The organism is Saccharothrix xinjiangensis, from assembly GCF_039527585.1.
In the GTDB taxonomy this organism is placed as follows: domain Bacteria; phylum Actinomycetota; class Actinomycetes; order Mycobacteriales; family Pseudonocardiaceae; genus Actinosynnema; species Actinosynnema xinjiangensis.
The window spans coordinates 142,046-157,656 of sequence record NZ_BAAAKE010000019.1 but is presented as its reverse complement, the minus strand read 5'-3'; the positions used below and the strand labels follow the sequence as shown (position 1 = coordinate 157,656).

13 protein-coding genes are annotated in these 15,611 nt (G+C 74.4%); 8 read left to right on the top strand and 5 right to left on the bottom strand.

All coding sequences use genetic code 11. The features are described from left to right. Positions 1-36: 36 nt before the first annotated feature. From ABD223_RS29915 to crcB, 3 genes are read left to right on the top strand one after another with little or no spacing between them, the layout of a single operon-like run. A complete protein-coding gene (locus ABD223_RS29915; RefSeq protein ID WP_344039936.1) occupies positions 37-474 on the top strand; it encodes a MarR family winged helix-turn-helix transcriptional regulator in 438 nt (145 codons plus the stop codon). Beyond that, positions 464-817, top strand: coding sequence for a fluoride efflux transporter FluC (locus ABD223_RS29910; protein ID WP_344039935.1), 354 nt, complete (start codon positions 464-466; stop codon positions 815-817). Before ABD223_RS29915 ends, ABD223_RS29910 begins: the two co-directional genes overlap by 11 nt. Further along, entirely contained in the window at positions 814-1,146 is a 333-nt protein-coding gene (crcB, locus tag ABD223_RS29905) for a fluoride efflux transporter CrcB (protein ID WP_344039934.1), read from the top strand. Before ABD223_RS29910 ends, crcB begins: the two co-directional genes overlap by 4 nt. Here crcB and ABD223_RS29900 read toward each other — a convergent pair. Together ABD223_RS29900 and ABD223_RS29895 are read right to left on the bottom strand one after the other, a co-directional pair. Beyond that, positions 1,136-3,751 (bottom strand): NACHT domain-containing protein, encoded by a 2,616-nt coding sequence (locus ABD223_RS29900; RefSeq protein WP_344039933.1) that lies wholly within the window; start codon positions 3,749-3,751, stop codon positions 1,136-1,138. The genes crcB and ABD223_RS29900 overlap by 11 nt on opposite strands. Before the next feature lie 3 nt (positions 3,752-3,754). After that, positions 3,755-6,004: a HelD family protein gene (locus ABD223_RS29895; RefSeq protein ID WP_344039932.1), complete on the bottom strand. Its 2,250-nt coding sequence runs from the start codon at positions 6,002-6,004 to the stop codon at positions 3,755-3,757. Between the two features lie 651 nt (positions 6,005-6,655). Here ABD223_RS29895 and ABD223_RS29890 point away from each other — a divergent pair. The 4 genes from ABD223_RS29890 to ABD223_RS29875 all read left to right on the top strand — a co-directional run bounded on the left by ABD223_RS29890 (position 6,656) and on the right by ABD223_RS29875 (position 10,015). Continuing rightward, entirely contained in the window at positions 6,656-7,315 is a 660-nt protein-coding gene (locus ABD223_RS29890; RefSeq protein ID WP_344039931.1) for a hypothetical protein, read from the top strand. A 226-nt stretch (positions 7,316-7,541) separates the two neighbouring features. After that, entirely contained in the window at positions 7,542-8,108 is a 567-nt protein-coding gene (locus tag ABD223_RS29885; protein WP_344039930.1) for a TetR/AcrR family transcriptional regulator, read from the top strand. A 54-nt stretch (positions 8,109-8,162) separates the two neighbouring features. Further along, positions 8,163-9,524, top strand: a complete 1,362-nt coding sequence (locus ABD223_RS29880; protein WP_344039968.1) for a dihydrolipoyl dehydrogenase family protein — start codon at positions 8,163-8,165, stop codon at positions 9,522-9,524. Between the two features lie 119 nt (positions 9,525-9,643). After that, positions 9,644-10,015, top strand: coding sequence for a hypothetical protein (locus ABD223_RS29875; protein WP_344039928.1), 372 nt, complete (start codon positions 9,644-9,646; stop codon positions 10,013-10,015). A gap of 19 nt (positions 10,016-10,034) precedes the next feature. On the opposite strand, the gene ABD223_RS29870 is transcribed toward ABD223_RS29875, so the two are convergent. Next, a complete protein-coding gene (locus ABD223_RS29870; RefSeq protein WP_344039927.1) occupies positions 10,035-11,279 on the bottom strand; it encodes a hypothetical protein in 1,245 nt (414 codons plus the stop codon). Between the two features lie 431 nt (positions 11,280-11,710). Here ABD223_RS29870 and ABD223_RS29865 point away from each other — a divergent pair, with 431 nt between their 5' ends. Further along, entirely contained in the window at positions 11,711-12,214 is a 504-nt protein-coding gene (locus ABD223_RS29865) for a DUF3145 domain-containing protein (protein ID WP_344039926.1), read from the top strand. 17 nt (positions 12,215-12,231) lie between these two features. Here ABD223_RS29865 and ABD223_RS29860 read toward each other — a convergent pair whose 3' ends face one another. Next, positions 12,232-13,929, bottom strand: a complete 1,698-nt coding sequence (locus ABD223_RS29860) for an ABC transporter ATP-binding protein (RefSeq protein ID WP_344039925.1) — start codon at positions 13,927-13,929, stop codon at positions 12,232-12,234. Next, positions 13,929-15,521 (bottom strand): ABC transporter ATP-binding protein, encoded by a 1,593-nt coding sequence (locus tag ABD223_RS29855; RefSeq protein WP_344039924.1) that lies wholly within the window; start codon positions 15,519-15,521, stop codon positions 13,929-13,931. Before ABD223_RS29855 ends, ABD223_RS29860 begins: the two co-directional genes overlap by 1 nt. Between the last annotated feature and the right edge of the window lie 90 nt (positions 15,522-15,611).

Below are 15,611 nucleotides of genomic sequence, written 5' to 3'. Positions count from 1 at the left end.
ACCCGCCGGAGGGCTGCCGACCAGTACCCTTCGCCCATGTCAGACGAGGCCCGCACGCTCACCGACGTGGTCACCAGGCTCCGCCGGGCGTTGCGCACCAGCATCCGCAGCGACTGGCCGTGGGACGCCCTGCCGATGGCCCGGGTCGAGCTGCTCCAGACGCTCGCCGAGCGGCCGCCGATGCGCGTGGGCGACCTCGCGGCGGAACTCCGCCTCGCGCCCAACACCGTCAGCGGCCTGGTCGGCCAGCTGATCGACAGCGGCCTCGTCGAGCGCGGCGGCGACCCGGCCGACCGCCGCGTCGCGCGCCTGTCGGTCACGCCCCAGGGGCACGAGCAGCTGGCCGTGTGGCAGGCCGCGCACGAGAAGCGCATCGGCTCCGCGCTGGACAAGCTGGAACCGGGCGAGCGCGCCGACGTGGTGCGCGCCCTGGCCGCCCTGGACCGCCTGGTGGACCACCTGCGTGACAACTGAGTCCCGCGTGGTCGCCGCCGTGGCCCTGGGAGGTGGCCTGGGCGGCGCCGCCCGGTACGGGGTCGGGTCGCTCGTGCCGGGGTTGGCGGGGACCCTCCTGGTCAACGTGGTGGGCTGCGCGCTGATCGGGGTGCTGGTGGTGCTGGCGCCCCGGCTGCACCCGCTGGCCCGGCCGTTCCTCGGCGTGGGGGTGCTGGGCGGCTTCACGACGTTCTCGGCTTGCGCGCTGGGCGCGGTGGAGCTGGGGGACTGGCGCGCGGTGGCGTACCTGGCGCTGTCCGTCCTGCTGGGACTGTCGGCGACCGCCGCCGCGGCGGGTGCGACCAGGCGGGTCGTGCCGTGACGGTGGGGTTGGTGTTCCTGGGCGCGGCGGTCGGCGCGGTGCTGAGGCACCTGGCCGGTCGGCTGGTGCGGCGGGCGTTCCCCTGGGCGACGTTGCTGGTGAACGTGGCGGGGTCGTTCGTGCTGGGCGTGGTGGCCGGGGCGTCGCCGGCGGTGGTGGCGCTGGTCGGCACCGGGTTCTGCGGCGGGCTGACGACGTTCAGCACGTTCAGCTGGGAGACCGTGGAGCTGGTGGAGGGGGGCCGGGTGGGGCGGGCGGTGGCCAACGTCGCGGTGAGCCTGGTCGCGGGGGTCGCGGCGGCGGGGTTCGGGTACTGGCTCAGCCGATGACGTCGAACTCGCGCCACATCCAGCGGTCGATGAAGTCGACCACCTCATCGGACACGCCCCTCCGCCGTAGGAACTCCGGCACCTCCTTCCCGCTCCAGCTGTCCGACCGGGCCTGTACCAGGTCCATGAACACGTCGGCGATCCGACCGAAGCGCTCCGGGTGGCGTTCGAAGGACTCCAGGAGCGGCAGGTTGATCAAGTGCAGGAGGTCCGCGTCGTCTGTCCCGAACCACAGGTCCGGCACGTCAGTCGGAAGTTCGGCCCACCACTTCCCGGTCACCCAGGGCAGTTCGGCTTCGATCAGGGTTCGGGCGTCGAGGGCTGACGCCAGATCGCCGTTGTTGAGCAGCTTGGGGTTGACCCCGTCGGTCAGGTAGAGCACCTCAAGGCCGAAGCGGTCGATCACGGTCCCCAGGTCGAGGTCGGGGCACGCAAAGATGGCCAAGGCGTTGGAGTTCACCCAGTCGGCGACCTCCGAGCGGTCCAGCCCAAGGCGGAGCCAGGCGAGGTGTGCGGCGTCGTCACCTTGCCGGATCAGGCGTCGGAGGAAGGCCGTGGCCGCTTCATGGAGAGCCTGTCGGTTAGTGGGAAGACCTCGCCAAGCCAGTTGCAGGGGAACGTCCCGCAACACCGCCCGTTCGCGATGTTCGTCGGTGCGCCAATAGCGGAACTGCTCCTCCGCCGGTTGCGAAGCCGCGTTCCGCGCCAACCGGTCACCCAACAGGCGCAGCACGGCAGGGGTGGGCGTCAGGTAGTGGAGCGCTTGGCCGGCCATATGAAGCGCGTGCCCGTCACCCTCGGCGGCGAGGCGTAGCACTGCGCTGGCCCCGTCCTCGTGGTTGCGGTCGAACTGCTGTAGGGCCAGTTGTCTGACGACGTCCGACATCGCCTCGTTCTGGTACGGCTTCAACACCTCCCACAGCGCTTCCGGTGTCGACCTGGTCCGCACGAGGTGCTCGGCGGCGAAGAACTCCATGAACGTCCGGTGAGCGAACCCGTACCTCGGCTCCTCCCGGCCGCCGCCGATATCGGTCAGCACCCACGGACGTCCCGAGCAGAACTCCACGAACCGCTCCGCCTCCTCCTCCGCTTCACCGGGTAAGTGGCCCTTGGTGCGTTGGAGGAAGTCGCCGAGCATCCGGACCACGCGCCCGTGTGGCCACCCGGTATTGGACCCGGGCGCGGTGAACTGCTGCCAGGCCAGGTAGCCGATCGCGCTGCGCAACCGCCCCTGGAACCGCAGCGGGTCGTGGATGCCGCGCGAGCGGTCCCACTGCTCGAACAGCATCAGGGCGCACTTCTCGTAGACCTGCGCCAGGTTGCCCGGGATGTAGTGCTCGTAAGCGAACATGTTGCACAGCAGCGCCAGCAGCAGCGGGTTGCTGCGCAACTCGCCGATGGTCCCGCTCTCGAGCAGGAACGCCTCCGCCAACGCCGGTCGCTCCCGCTCGGGGACGCTCTCGCTCAGCGCGAACCAGTTCCGGGCGTACCGCCCGACCCGCTCCTCGTCGAACGGCGAGATGACCCCGGTGGTGAACAGCCCGGAGTCGAGCGGCGCGTCGCCGTACCCGATCTTGCGGGCCGTCACGACCACCGGCACCAGCGGGTACAGGCGGGTGAAGGACTCGACGAGCCGCGCGAACCGCTGCCGCAGCTCCGGCTCCATCAGCTCGTCGACGCCGTCGAGGATGACGACCGCCCGACCGTTGCCCAGCAGGTACTCCACGGCGTCCTCGGGCGGCGTGATGTTGTACGGCTCCTGGCAGCCCTTCCCCAGGTACCACGCCAGGCCCTTCCCGCCGCGGCGGAACGACGTGGTGAAGTTGCGCAGCACCAGCAGGAACGGCACGCGGCCGTCCTCGGCGACGGCGATGTCGTGCGCCAGCTTCGCCGCCAGGGTGGACTTCCCCGCGCCCGGATCGCCCAGCACCACCGTGCGGCGGCCGGGCGCGACGAGGTCCGCCACCCCGTCCAGCGACGGCTGCACGTACAGCTGCGAGTAGGGCACCGACCGGTGCAGGCCCAGGTGGGGCATCCGGATCACCGCGTGGTCCTCGGCCACCTGCTTCCGCAACCGCTCCCCGAACGAGTGAAAAGCGGCCGGTGACTCGACGCGGCGGAGCAGTTCGGTGTTGGCCGCCGCCGCGGCGGCCAGGTGCGCGACCCCCGCCGCGGTCACCTCGTCGACCGCGCCCGCCCCCAGGCCGCGGCACTCCTCCTCCACGGCCACGACCAGCGAGGCCAGCACGACGTCCGCGCCGACCGTCAGCTGCTCGGGGTCGAGCCCCACCGCGTGGCGCAGGCCGAGCCGGATCTCCTCCCGCAGGGTCGGCTCGATCTCCCCGGCCTCCTGGTCGCGCAGCAGCCGCCACAGGGTGAGCTGGAGCGCGACCTCCTCGAAGTCCGGCGACCCCAGGTAGCGCAGGAAGCGCTCGGCCCGCTCACCGCCCAGCGACCCCAGGAACCGGTCCGCCACCTCGCGGGCGACCAGCGCACGGCTGTCGCGGCGCACCTTCTTCCTGCGCAGGTGCCGGTGCGCCGCCCCCAGGAGCTTGCCGCCCGCCTTGGCCGCCGTGCGGCCCGCCGCTGCCTCGATGCCGGTCACCGGTCACACGGTAGCCAGCCCCTCCAGCACCGCCGGCAGTTCACCCGCGTGCACGACGCCCAGTCGCTGCGTGGCCCGGGTCAGCGCCACGTACAGGTCGCTCGCCCCGCGCGGCGACTCGGCCAGGATGTCCGCCGGCTCCACCACCAGCACCGAGTCGAACTCCAGGCCCTTCGCGTCGACCACCCCCAGCACGACCACCTGCGCGTCCAGGTCGTCCGACGCGCCCGTCACGACCGACCGCAGCTCCGCCACCGACGCCGCCGGCACGATCACCGCCACCTTGCCGTCGCCGACGGCCGCGACCTCCTCGCCCACCAGCGCCGGCAGGGCCTCGGCCACCGAGCCCACCTCCAGCGCCCACGGCGGGAAACCGCTGTCGCGCACCGAGGTCGGCGGCTTCAGCGCCGGGTCGACCGAGGCCAGCACGTCCGCCGCCACGGCCATGATCTCCGACGGCGTCCGGTAGTTGACGGTCAGCTCGGTGAGCTTCCACCGGTCCAGCACGTACGGCGAGAGCACCTGCTCCCACGACGACGCGCCCGCGATGTCTCCGGTCTGCGCGATGTCGCCGACCACGGTCATCGACTTCGACGGGCAGCGCCGCATCAGCGTCCGCCACGCCATCGCCGACAGCTCCTGCGCCTCGTCCACGATGACGTGCCCGAACGTCCACGTCCGGTCCGCCGCGGCGCGCTCGGCCGCGGTCTCGTAGCGCTCGGCGCCGTGCCGCTCGGCCAGCCGGTAGGCGTCGACCAGGTCGTTCGCCATGAGGATGTCCGGGTCGGCGTCGTCCTCCAGGTCGAGGATGTCCAGCACGCCCTGCGCGTAGTCGATCGCCTGCCGCCGCCGGCGCTCCGCCTTCGCCTTCGCCTCGGTGTCGTCCTCGCCCAGCAGCTCGGCCGCCTCGTCGAGCAGCGGCACGTCGGCCGGCGTCCACTCCGCGCCGCGCGGCCGGTGCAGCAGCTCGCGCTCGGCCGGCGAGAGCTTGGGCGTGGCCTTCGCGATCAGCTTCGGCGACGCGTACAGGTCCTCCAGCAGCCGCTGCGGGGTCAACGTCGGCCACAGCCGCTCGACGACCGCCTGCACCGCCGGCTCCTCGCGCAGCTCGCGCCGGATGTCATCGATGTCGGCCTGGTCCAGCAGGTGCCGCCCCAGCCTGGACACCGCCTGCGCGGCCAGCGTCGAGATGATCTCCCGCTGGAACGCGCGCCGCGCCTCGTTGTGCGGCCGCCGGGTGCGCCGGGCGCGACCGCGGGCGTCGCTGATGGCCCGCCGGTCCAGCCGCAGCACGTCCTGGTCGAACGGGACCTCGACCAGGTTCGGCGCCTCCTGCCGGTCCTTGATCGCCCGCGCCACCACGTCCGCCATCTCGATGCGGCCCTTGAGCGCCGCGGCGCCGGCGGGCTCGCGGCCCACCGCGGTCAGGCCGGGGAACAGCTCGCCGACGGTCGACAGCAGCACGCCCGTCTCGCCCAGCGACGGCAGCACCTGGCCGATGTACCGCAGGAACGTCGCGTTGGGCCCGACGACCAGCACGCCGCGCTTGGCCAGCTGCCGCCGGTGCGTGTAGAGCAGGTAGGCGGCGCGGTGCAGGGCCACCGCCGTCTTGCCGGTGCCCGGACCGCCCTGCACGACGACCACGCCGTTCAGCTCGGTGCGGATGATCCGGTCCTGCTCGGCCTGGATGGTGGCGACGATGTCGCCCATCTGCCCGGTGCGGCTCGCGTTGACCGCGGCCAGCAGGGTCGCCTCGCCGGTCAGGCCCTCCGAGGACCGGGTGAGGTCCACCGAGTTGATGTCGAGCACCTCGTCGTCGAGGCCGACGACCTTGCGCTGCTTGGTCCGCAGGTGGCGGCGCCTGCGCACGCCGTCCGGCGCGGCGGCGGTGGCCAGGTAGAACGGGCGGGCGGCGGGCGCGCGCCAGTCCATCAGCAGCGGTTCGTACTCCTTGTCCTCGTCGAACAGGCCGATCCGGCCGATGTAGAACCGGTCGTCGGTGTGGAAGTCCAGTCGACCGAAGCACAGCCCGTTCTCCACGGCGCTGTACTGGGCCAGCTGGTCGGAGTACATGGCCACCGAAGTGTCCCGCTCGGAGCGCATCTGGTGCGTGCCCCCGGTTTGCCGGAGTGCGCCTGCCAGGCGCTTCGAGCTCTGCTCGCGGAGGGCGTCCAGCCTGCCGTACAGCATCGACACGTATTCCTGCTCCGCCTCGGTTTCCGCGAGCCGGAGGTCATCGGAGGGGCTTGACAACGTGCCTCTTTTCTGGATAGCGTGGATTATCAGCCTGCGTGGCATTGCGGCTGACGGTTGTTTGCGCCCTGCGCCCTTCCCTGCTGCGCAGAACGTCCAATCTACTACACGCGCCCGCGCGCGGTACCGCCAAGACTTCGTCAACGGTCGGCCCGCCGCGCCCGTTCGGCCGCACGCCCGGACACCGGGTGCCGACCCTCCGACGCCGGGTGCGACCCCCGCCCGCTGTCCTGCCCGGCGGCCACTCCTGTCGGCACCGCTGCCCGGCCGCTGCCCCGGCGCCACTCCTGCCGGCCACCCCTGACCGGTCACTGCTCCCGCCTCGCAGCCATCCCCGCCGGCCACCCCTGCCCGCTGCCGCCTTCACCCTTGTCCGCCCGCCGCCCCGCGCCCCGCGAGAGAGCCGGTCCTGCACACCGCGCCGGAGCCACCCGCCCGCCGTGCGAAAGCCGGCCCATCCACCAAACGGCGCGGCCTCGTCGTCCCCCGACCGGCGCGCCGCCCGGAATGCCCCTTCGTCATCCCGGGCGGCGCCCGCCCACCACGCCACGTGAGGACCGCGGCGGCGCCGGACCACCAGTCGAGCGGCGCTCCCGGGCAGCCGGGTGAAACCGGACGGCGGGGGCGAACCGCCCCGGCAGGGTGACCGGTGTGAGGGAACATCGCCGGGAAGTGGCCAGGCTCTGCCGCCTCGTGGTGGACCGGTCGAGGTGGCAGCTCGCGTTCGCGGTCGTCGTCTCCGCGTGGTCCCTGGCCTGGGTGGTGGGGCAGGTGTTCGGCGCGCCCGGCCCGCTGGACGTGCTGCCGGCGCGCTGGGCCGGCCTGCCGACCGGCTGGCTCGACGCCGCCGGCGCGTGGGCGGTCGGCCGCACCGGGTTCCTGGCGGTGGCCGGCGGCCTGCTGTGGGCGATGACGAGCCCCGGCAGGCAGTCGTCGGCCCTGTGCGGCTGGCTGGCGGTGATGGCGGCGGCCGAGGACGTGGGGTACGTCGCGGTCAAGTGGGCGCTGGCGGTGTTCGCGGTCTTCCTCGCCGTCATGGGGCTGGTGTCGCTCACCGGGCGGCGGGCGTTCGTGGTGGACCGGGTCGCGGTCATCCCCAAGGACGTGGTCCGCGCGGGCGCGACGGCGGCCGCGCTGTCGGCCGTCGTGCCGCTGCTGGCGCCCGGCCTGGCGCTCGCCCGATTGGTCGGCCCCTACCTCACCCGACCGCCCCGACCCGCCCCGGCCCCGATCGCCCGCGCCCGGTCGGCCGAACGGCCGCCGCCCGCCGAGGGGGCGAATCCGGTGCCCGCCCAGCGGGCCGTCCGGTGACCGCCGGCGGGTTTTTGGTGGTCAGGGCGTTTTCGGCGGGAATAGTTTTGCACGCCAACAATCCCGACGGCGCAACCGAGCGAACCTCACATCACATTCTGGAATCGTCTGTTTGGGCTTACTGGTCCGTATCCATCAAGATGAGTGCGTGCATGAAAATCCCGCTGAAAACCGCTTAGCCAAGGTGATGCGGCGTCAGCCCGTTCAGCAGCGCGGTGCCGCCACGGTGACCGCCATTGTCGATGCCTGCGCGACGCTGCTCAACGAGTACGACTACGACGACATCACCACCGCCCGGATCGTCGAGCTCGCAGGCGTGCCAATTGGATCGTTCTACCAATACTTCTCGGACAAGCGATCTGTCGTGCACGCGTTGGCGCTGCGCGGGATGGAGGAGTACCTCGGTCGGGTGGAAACCCTGTTCACCGAGGACCGCCTCGCCGAGGACTGGCGCGAAGCCGTCCAGCAGGTCGTCGCGGTCTACCTGAAGATGCTGTCCGACCTGCCGGGTTTCGGCCGGGTGCGGTTCAGCGACCTGCTCGACGGGCACCGCCTCGACTCGTCGGTCGACCAGTACGAGCTGATGGCCGAACGGCTCCGCGACCTGTTCGTCCGCCGCTTCGAGGTGCGGGGCGGCGCTCCGGTCACCCTGACGTTCCGGATGGCCGCGCAGACCGCCGACGCGATGTTCAAGCTGGCCGAGAGGGTGGACGAGGAGGAGCGGCCGGTGGTGCTGCGCACCGCCGACGACGTGATCCTGGAGATGCTGTCGGGGGTGTTCGACCCCGCGTGACTTGCCGGGTCGGTCCGGGTGGTGTGGGGTGGACCGGTGGGCGACGACTTCGACGTGATCGTGATCGGCGGCGGACCGGTGGGGGAGAACGCCGCCGCCCGGACCGCCGCGGGTGGTCTGCGGACCGCGTTGGTGGAGTTCGAGCGGGTCGGCGGCGAGTGCTCGTACTGGGCGTGCATGCCGAGCAAGGCCCTGCTGCGCCCGGGTCACGCGCTCGCCGCCGCTCGACGCCTGCCGGGCGTGCCCGTCGGCGACCGCCTCGACGTGGCGGCGGTCCTGAAGAGGCGCAACGGCTTCACCTCCGACTGGGACGACTCCGGCCAGGTGGGGTGGGCCGAGGGCGCGGGGCTGACCGTCGTGCGCGGTCGCGGCCGGCTGGCGGGGGAGCGGCAGGTCGACGTGGGCGGTCGCGTGCTCACCGCGTCGCGGGCGGTGGTCGTGTGCACGGGCAGCGTGCCGCGGATCCCGTCACTGCCCGGCCTGGCGGACGTGCCGTACTGGACCTCCCGCGAGGCGACCTCGGCGCAGGAGGCGCCCGCCTCCCTGGTGGTCCTGGGCGGCGGCGTGGTCGGCGTCGAGATGGCGCAGGCGTGGGCGCGGCTGGGCTCGCGGGTCACGCTGGTCGTGTCCGGCGAGCGCCCGCTGCCCAAGGCCGAGGACTTCGCGGGCGACCTGGTGGCCGAGGGCCTGCGCGAGGACGGCGTCCGCGTCGTCACCGGGGTCAGGGCCACCGGTGCGTCCACAGCGGACGCCGGGATCTCGCTCGCGCTCTCGGACGGCTCGTCGGTGGAGGGCGCGCACCTGCTGGTGGCCACGGGCCGGGCGCCGGCGACCGCCGACCTCGGCGTGGAGCGGTACGGCTTCGAGGCGGGCGCGCCGCTGCCCGTCGACGACACCGGCCGGGTGTCCGGGGTGGACTGGCTGTACGCGGCGGGCGACGTCACCGGTCGCGCGCTGCTCACGCACCAGGGCAAGTACCAGGCCCGCGCGGTCGGCACGGCCATCGTCACCGGCGCGGTGGACCCCGAGCCGTGGACCGCGCCGGTGTCCACGGCGGACCACACCGCCGTGCCGCAGGTCGTGTTCACCGACCCGGAGGTGGCGTCGGTCGGCCGCACCGCGGCGGAGGCCCGCGAGGCCGGCCTGGATGTCCGCGTGGTGGACCTGGACATCGCGGTCGCCGGGTCGTCCCTGCACGCCGACGGCTACCGCGGCAAGGCGCGCATGGTGGTCGACGAGCGCACGCGGACCCTGGTCGGCGTCACGTTCGTCGGCCCGGACGTGGCCGAGCTGCTCCACGCGGCCACCATCGCGGTGGTCGGCGAGGTCACCGTCGACCGGCTGTGGCACGCCGTGCCCGCCTACCCGACGATCAGCGAGGTGTGGCTGAGGCTGCTGGAGGCCTACGGCCTCTGACGCACCGTGCGACACCGGTCAGCGCACCGTGTTCGCCCTGGTCCGAGTGCCGTAGCGCCCCTGCCGCCATCGGTCGTCTGAATGGGAAAGCACCCCTCACGTCTCATTAGACTGCCCCGGTGAGCAGAGGGACCGTGTTCCTGACGACCGCCGCCGTGCTGTGGTGCGCGTTCGTCATCGCGACCACGTTCCTGCCCGGCGGTCCCCGCTGGACGCCGATCGCGGTGAACCTGCCGGGTTTCCTGGTGCTGCCGGTGTTCCTGCACACCCTGCTCCGCGCCCGGTCGGCGGCGCTGTTCTGCCTGGCCCACGTGCCGGTGCCGGTGCTGGTGCCGGGGATCGCGGCGGCGCTGGGCGGCTTGCTGTTCGCGTGGGGCCTGCCGGCGGGCGAACCGGGCACCGAGTCGCTCAGCGCGGTCGCGGGCCTGGTGATCGTGCTGCACGTGGCGTTCGGCCTGATCGCGTTCGGCATGGTGCGCGCCGGCCGCTGAACGCGCCGCCGCCTCGCCGCTACTGCTGCGCGGCGGGCAGCCGCAGCGACTGCTCGGCGACCTGTCCCAGCGCGGGGTCGGCCGCGTCGGACTCGCCCTCCGCCCACACCGCCTGCGCGATGAGCACCTGCCCGGCCTTGGTCGTCGAGCGGATCGACGACCGGTCGAACGACGCCGGCCCGCCCGACCAGCCCCGGCCCTCCCGGACCAGCGGCACCACCCCGCCCGCGCCCGCGGTCGACGCCACCGCGTGCAGCTCGCCGGCCCGCTTGGCGTCGGGCAGGCTCAGCTCGGACACCGCCACGCCCACCTTGCGACCGTCCACCGCGGTCTCGTACTGGGCGCGCCGCAGCTGCATGCACACGTGCTCCGACAGCCACGCCCGCACGTCGCCGAACGCGTGCGCGGCGCAGTCGTCGGTCCGGTCCGCGCCGCGCGGCGCGAAGGTGCGGCCGTCCACGACGACCGTGGCCGGCTGCGAGGTCGGGGTGGTCGCCGACGAGCCCTCGGAGGAGCCGTCCGGCGTCAGCGCCACGATCAGCGCGATGAGCAGCAGCACGCCCACCACCGACGCGACCAGGTAGGGCAGGGCCCGGCGGCGCGTCGGCGCGGCGACCTTCGGCAGCAGCATCGTGCTGGCCGACGCCAGGTCGGCGGCGGCGTCGGAGAAGCCCTCCGCCAGCAGGTGCTGCCGGGGCGGCGGCGGACCGGTCGGCGCGAGCACGGCGACGAGCTTGGCGGCGTGCTCGACCGAGCAGGGCCGGTCGCTGGTCGCCAGCTCGCGCGCCGCGGCGAGCAGCGTGGTCGGCTTGGGGTGCAGCACGCGCACGCCCCGGTTGAGGTCCACGGTGGGCTGCATGACCTGGCCGACGTACGGCCCGACGGCCACCACGGTGGTCACCGGCAGCGGCTCGCCGCGCATGTCCTGGATGCGCCGGGCGACGGCGGTGGTCGCCTCCAGCGCCTCGGCGGCGGGGCTCAGCGCGCCGTCCGGCCGGGTCAGCGGCCAGCCGTCGATGCGCCACTGCCCGTTCAGCGGCGCCTCCAGCCGCATCGCGGGGTCGGGCAGGTCCACGCCGACCACGACGAGCACGCCGCGCGGCAGCACGACCACGGCGTCCAGGTCGCGCGGGGAGTCCGGCGGGCGCACGCCGAGCAGCGCGACGCCGCCGAGCACCGCGTCGCCGTGGCCCCAGGTGCTCAGCGCGGCGCGCACGTCGGCGCCGACCTTGGAGGGTTCCGCCCCGAGCCGGATCAACCGCACGACATTCCACCGTTCCACACGGGCAGACACGGTAGCGCCGTCGGCTGCCCGGCGACGTGCCCCGTCGGGAGTGTTGACCACGCGTGACTGGCATCACCTGATCGGACCTGGGTCGTTGCTCCGAACGCCGACCCCGCCCCGGCGGCGCCGCGAGCGCCCGCGCGACCCCGTCCCACCTGCCGGGCGCCGGTCCCCGCGTCGATCACGCGGCCGTGTCCGGGTGATCTCGGAAAGTGAGCCCCGGAACACCCCGGCGTCGCGAATTCGGGTCGAAAGTCCTGTATCTGACCCGCCCGGGTGAGGAACGGGCTGGTTCTTCTGGCGGACCGCTGCCTGAGCGGGCAGAATGACCAAGTCGGGATTTCACAAGATCGCCGGGGCTCGGCAGGCCGTAGGGGAAGACGTCCCTCGTCGAGTAGCGGAGGTCAGCTGTGAGCACCCGTGGCAAGACCAGTGGCGTGGTCTACGTCCACTCGTCGCCGTCTGCGGTCTGTCCGCACGTCGAGTGGGCGATCTCGGGCACCCTCGGTGAGCGAGCGGACCTCAAGTGGGCGGCGCAGCCCGCTGCGCCAGGGCAGTTGCGCGCCGAGTGCAACTGGACCGGTGAGGCCGGTACCGGGGCCAGGCTCGCGTCCGCCCTCAGGGCGTGGCCGATGCTCAGGTTCGAGGTGACGGAGGAGCCGAGTCCGGGAGTGGACGGCGTGCGGTACTGCTTCGCGCCCGTGCTCGGGTTGTGGCACGCGCGCACCAGCGCCAACGGCGACATCGTGGTGTCCGAGGACCAGCTCCGGGCCCTGGCCGCGCGCAGTCGCGGCGGGGAGTCGTTCGCGCACGGCGTGGACGAGATCCTGGGCGCGGCGTGGGACGACGCGCTGGAGCCGTTCCGGCGCGCCGGGGACGGCGCGCCCGTCACCTGGCTGCACCGCGTGGGCTGACCGGCCGCCGGCCGTCCTCAGTGGACGGTCGGCGCCGGTTGCCAGGCGGCCATCAGGTCCCGGTAGGCGCCGGAGGCCGCCATCAGCTCGTCGTGGCGGCCCAGCAGCGGCGGTCCGCCGTCCATCACCAGCACCAGGTCCGCGCGCAGCGCCGAGGACAGCCGGTGCGCGATCACCACCAGGGTGCCGCCGCGCGCCGCGAACGCCTGCTCCACCACGGCCTCCGCCGCCGGGTCCAGCGACGACGTGGCCTCGTCCAGGATCACCACGTCCGCGTCCGAGGCGTGCACCCGCGCCGCGGCCAGCAGTTGCGCCTCGCCCGCCGACAGCCCGCCGCCCGCGTGCCCGATCGCGCCCGCCAGGCCGCCCAGCCGCGCCAGCACGCCCGACGCGCCGACCGCCGCCGCGGCCGCCAGCAGCCGGGCGTCCGACGCGTCGGGCGCGAGCAGCGCCAGGTTCTCCCGCACGGTGCCGGTGAACAGGTAGGTCTCCTGGGGCACCAGCGCGACCACCCGGCGCCGCAGCGCCGCGTCCACCGACCGCACCGGCGCGCCGCCGAGCAGCACCTCGCCCGCCTGCGGCGCCACCAGCCCGGTGACCAGCCCGGCCAGCGTCGACTTGCCGATGCCGCTGGGCCCGACCACGGCCAGGTGCGCGCCCTCGGGCAGCACCAGGTCCAGCGACCGCACCACCGGCTCGGCGCCCGCGCCCCACCCGAAGGTCACCCCGCGCAGCTCCACCTCGTGCCCGGCGGGCGCCGCGTCGCCGGTGGGCTCGTCGACCGGCGGCGCGGCCTCCGCCAACCGGCGCAGCGCCACCACCAGCCGCAGCACCACCGTGCTCGCCGTGTCCGCCAACCGCCGCAACGCGGGCTGCACGCTCGTGCTCAGGTACACCACCGCGCCCAGCACCTCGCCCGCGCTCAGCTCGCCGGACCGCACCATCGGGGGCGCCGCCACCAGCAGCAGGGCCAGCGGCGCGAACCCGCCCAGCGTGATCACCACACCGCGCAGCGAGGTCGCCCACGCCATCCGCACGGTCGCCGACGCCTGCCGGTCGACCTGCGCCGACACGTCGTCCAGCGCGTGCGCGGCCCCGCCGACGGCCACCACGTCCCGCACGCCGAGGAACACCGTCCCGGCCGCGGTCGCGGCGTCCTCGTCGGCCAGCACCAGCCGCCGCTGCCCGCGCGCCAGCGACGGCAGCAGCAGCCCGAACAGCACCAGCGCCGCCAGCACCGGCAGCACCACCAGCCAGGCCAGCGACGACACCGTCACGACCAGGCCCACCAGCGCGGCGGTCGTGGTCACCAGCAGCGCCCGCGCCTGCACCAGCACGCCCGCGGTCGCGTCGCGCACCACCTCGACGTGCCGGGTGATCCGGGCGACCGCGCTCGCGTCGGGCTGCCGGGTGTGCGAACCGCCGCGCAGCACGCCGCGCACGACCTCGCGCACCAGCGCGTCCCGCAGCGGCTCGACCACCGCGCCCAGCCGCATGAACACCTGCCGCAGCCCGAACCCGCCGAGCACCGCGACGAACGCGAACGCCAGCAGCCAGCCCACGCCGACCCACGGCCGGCCGGCCGCGAAACCCCGGTCGACGGCCAGGGCCACCAGCCGGCCGGACAGCAGCGCGGGCACGCCCTCCAGCACCGACCAGCCGAGCAGCACCGCGACGCCGCGCCGCTGTTCCCGCAACGCCCGCAGGTAGGCCATCAGCCGAACACCGCCCGGTACTCCTCGTCGTCCCACAGCTCCCGGTGCGGCGCGACCGCGCGCACCCGGCCGCCGTCCAGCCACACCACCGCGTCCGCCCGCCGCGCGGTCGCCGCCCGGTGCGTCACCACCACCCGGGTCCGACCCGGCAGCGCCGACTCCACCGCGCGCTCCACAGTGGACTCGGTGACCATGTCCAGGCTCGCGGTGGCGTCGTCGAGCACCAGCACGTCCGGTTCGCGCACGAACGCCCGCGCCAACCCGAGCCGCTGCGCCTCGCCGCCGGACATGGGCGCCGCCGACATCGGCGTGTCGTACCCGTGCGGCAGCCGCACCACCACGTCGTGCACCTGCGCGGCCCGGCAGGCGGCCAGCACCTCGTCGTCGCCGGACGACGTGCCGTACCGGACCGCGTCCCGGACCGTGCCGCCCACCAGGGCGGGCCGCTCGAACGCGTACCCGACGGAACCGCCGCGCAGCACCTGACCCGACGTCGGCCGGGCCAGCCCGCCGATCACCGCGGCCAGCGCGGACTTGCCCGCGCCGGACCTGCCCACGACGGCCACGAACGCGCCCGCGGGCACGGTCAGGTCCACGTCGTGCAGCGCGTCCGGCACGCACACGCCGCTCAGCCGCACCTCGCCGGTGGCGGCCGACCCGGGCGGCCGCGCCTCGGGCACGGGCGTGTCGAAGACCTCTTGGAGCCGCGCCGCGGAAGCGCGGGCGCGTTGCAGGTTCGTCAGCACGGTGGCCTGGCCGACCACCGCCATGCCCAGCGCCGCGTACCCCAGCGCCGCCAGCACGTCGCCGACGCTCAACCGGCCCGCGACCACGCCGAACCCGGCGGCGGTCAGCACGGCCAGCTCCACCGCGGGCAGCAGCAGGCCCGCGCGCCAGATCATCCGGGCCTGGGTGCGCCACATGCCCGCGCCGGCCGCCGCCAGCCGGGGCAGCGGCCGCAGCACCCGCTCGGCCTCCTGGTCGGCGCGACCGGAGGCGGCGATCGTGCGCAGGCCGCCGACGGCGTCCACCAGCCGCGCGGACAGCTCGCCGGACACCTCCTGGTAGGTCGCCACGTCGGAGGCGGTGAGCCGCAGGTGGGAGCGCACCAGCAGGGTCGCCAGCGGCACGCTGAGCAGGAACACGGCCGCGAGCCGCCAGTCCATCAGCGCCAGCGCCACCACCGCGCCCGCCGCGGTCAGCACCGAGACGCCCACGTTCACCGCGGGCACCGCGATCCCGCCCGCCAGCGCGCCGTCGCCGGTCAACCTGCTCACCGCGTCACCGGCCTCGAACCGCGCCGGGTGGCCCAGCGCCAGCAGGTGCCCGGTCAGCCGCCGCCGCAGCCACGCCGCGCCGCGCGCGGTGATCGAGGCGGCCAGCACCACGCCGATCGCGTCGCCGACCAGCTCCACCACGGCCAGCCCGACCAGCCACAGCACGGCGGCGCCCGCCGGGCGACCGGCCAGCGCGGCGTCGACGGCCGAGGCCAGCGCGGCCGGCAGCAGCAGCCCCGCGGTGGTGGCCAGCAGCGCGTTGACCGCCAGCAGCAGCCAGCGCGGGTCACGGCGCACGACCGGGGGAAGCGTCATCTCGGCTCCTGGGCGCATCATGTGCGCGGGGGCCCGACGGCATGCCGTCGAGCCCCCGCGGTGACCGGGTGAGCGGCGCACTTCGCCTGC

Coding starts and splice junctions, on each gene's coding strand:
- ABD223_RS29915 (WP_344039936.1), top strand. CDS start 37: ATGTCAGACGAGGCCCGCACGCTCACCGACGTGGTCACCAGGCTCCGC.
- ABD223_RS29855 (WP_344039924.1), bottom strand. CDS start 15,521: ATGACGCTTCCCCCGGTCGTGCGCCGTGACCCGCGCTGGCTGCTGCTG.
- ABD223_RS29860 (WP_344039925.1), bottom strand. CDS start 13,929: ATGGCCTACCTGCGGGCGTTGCGGGAACAGCGGCGCGGCGTCGCGGTG.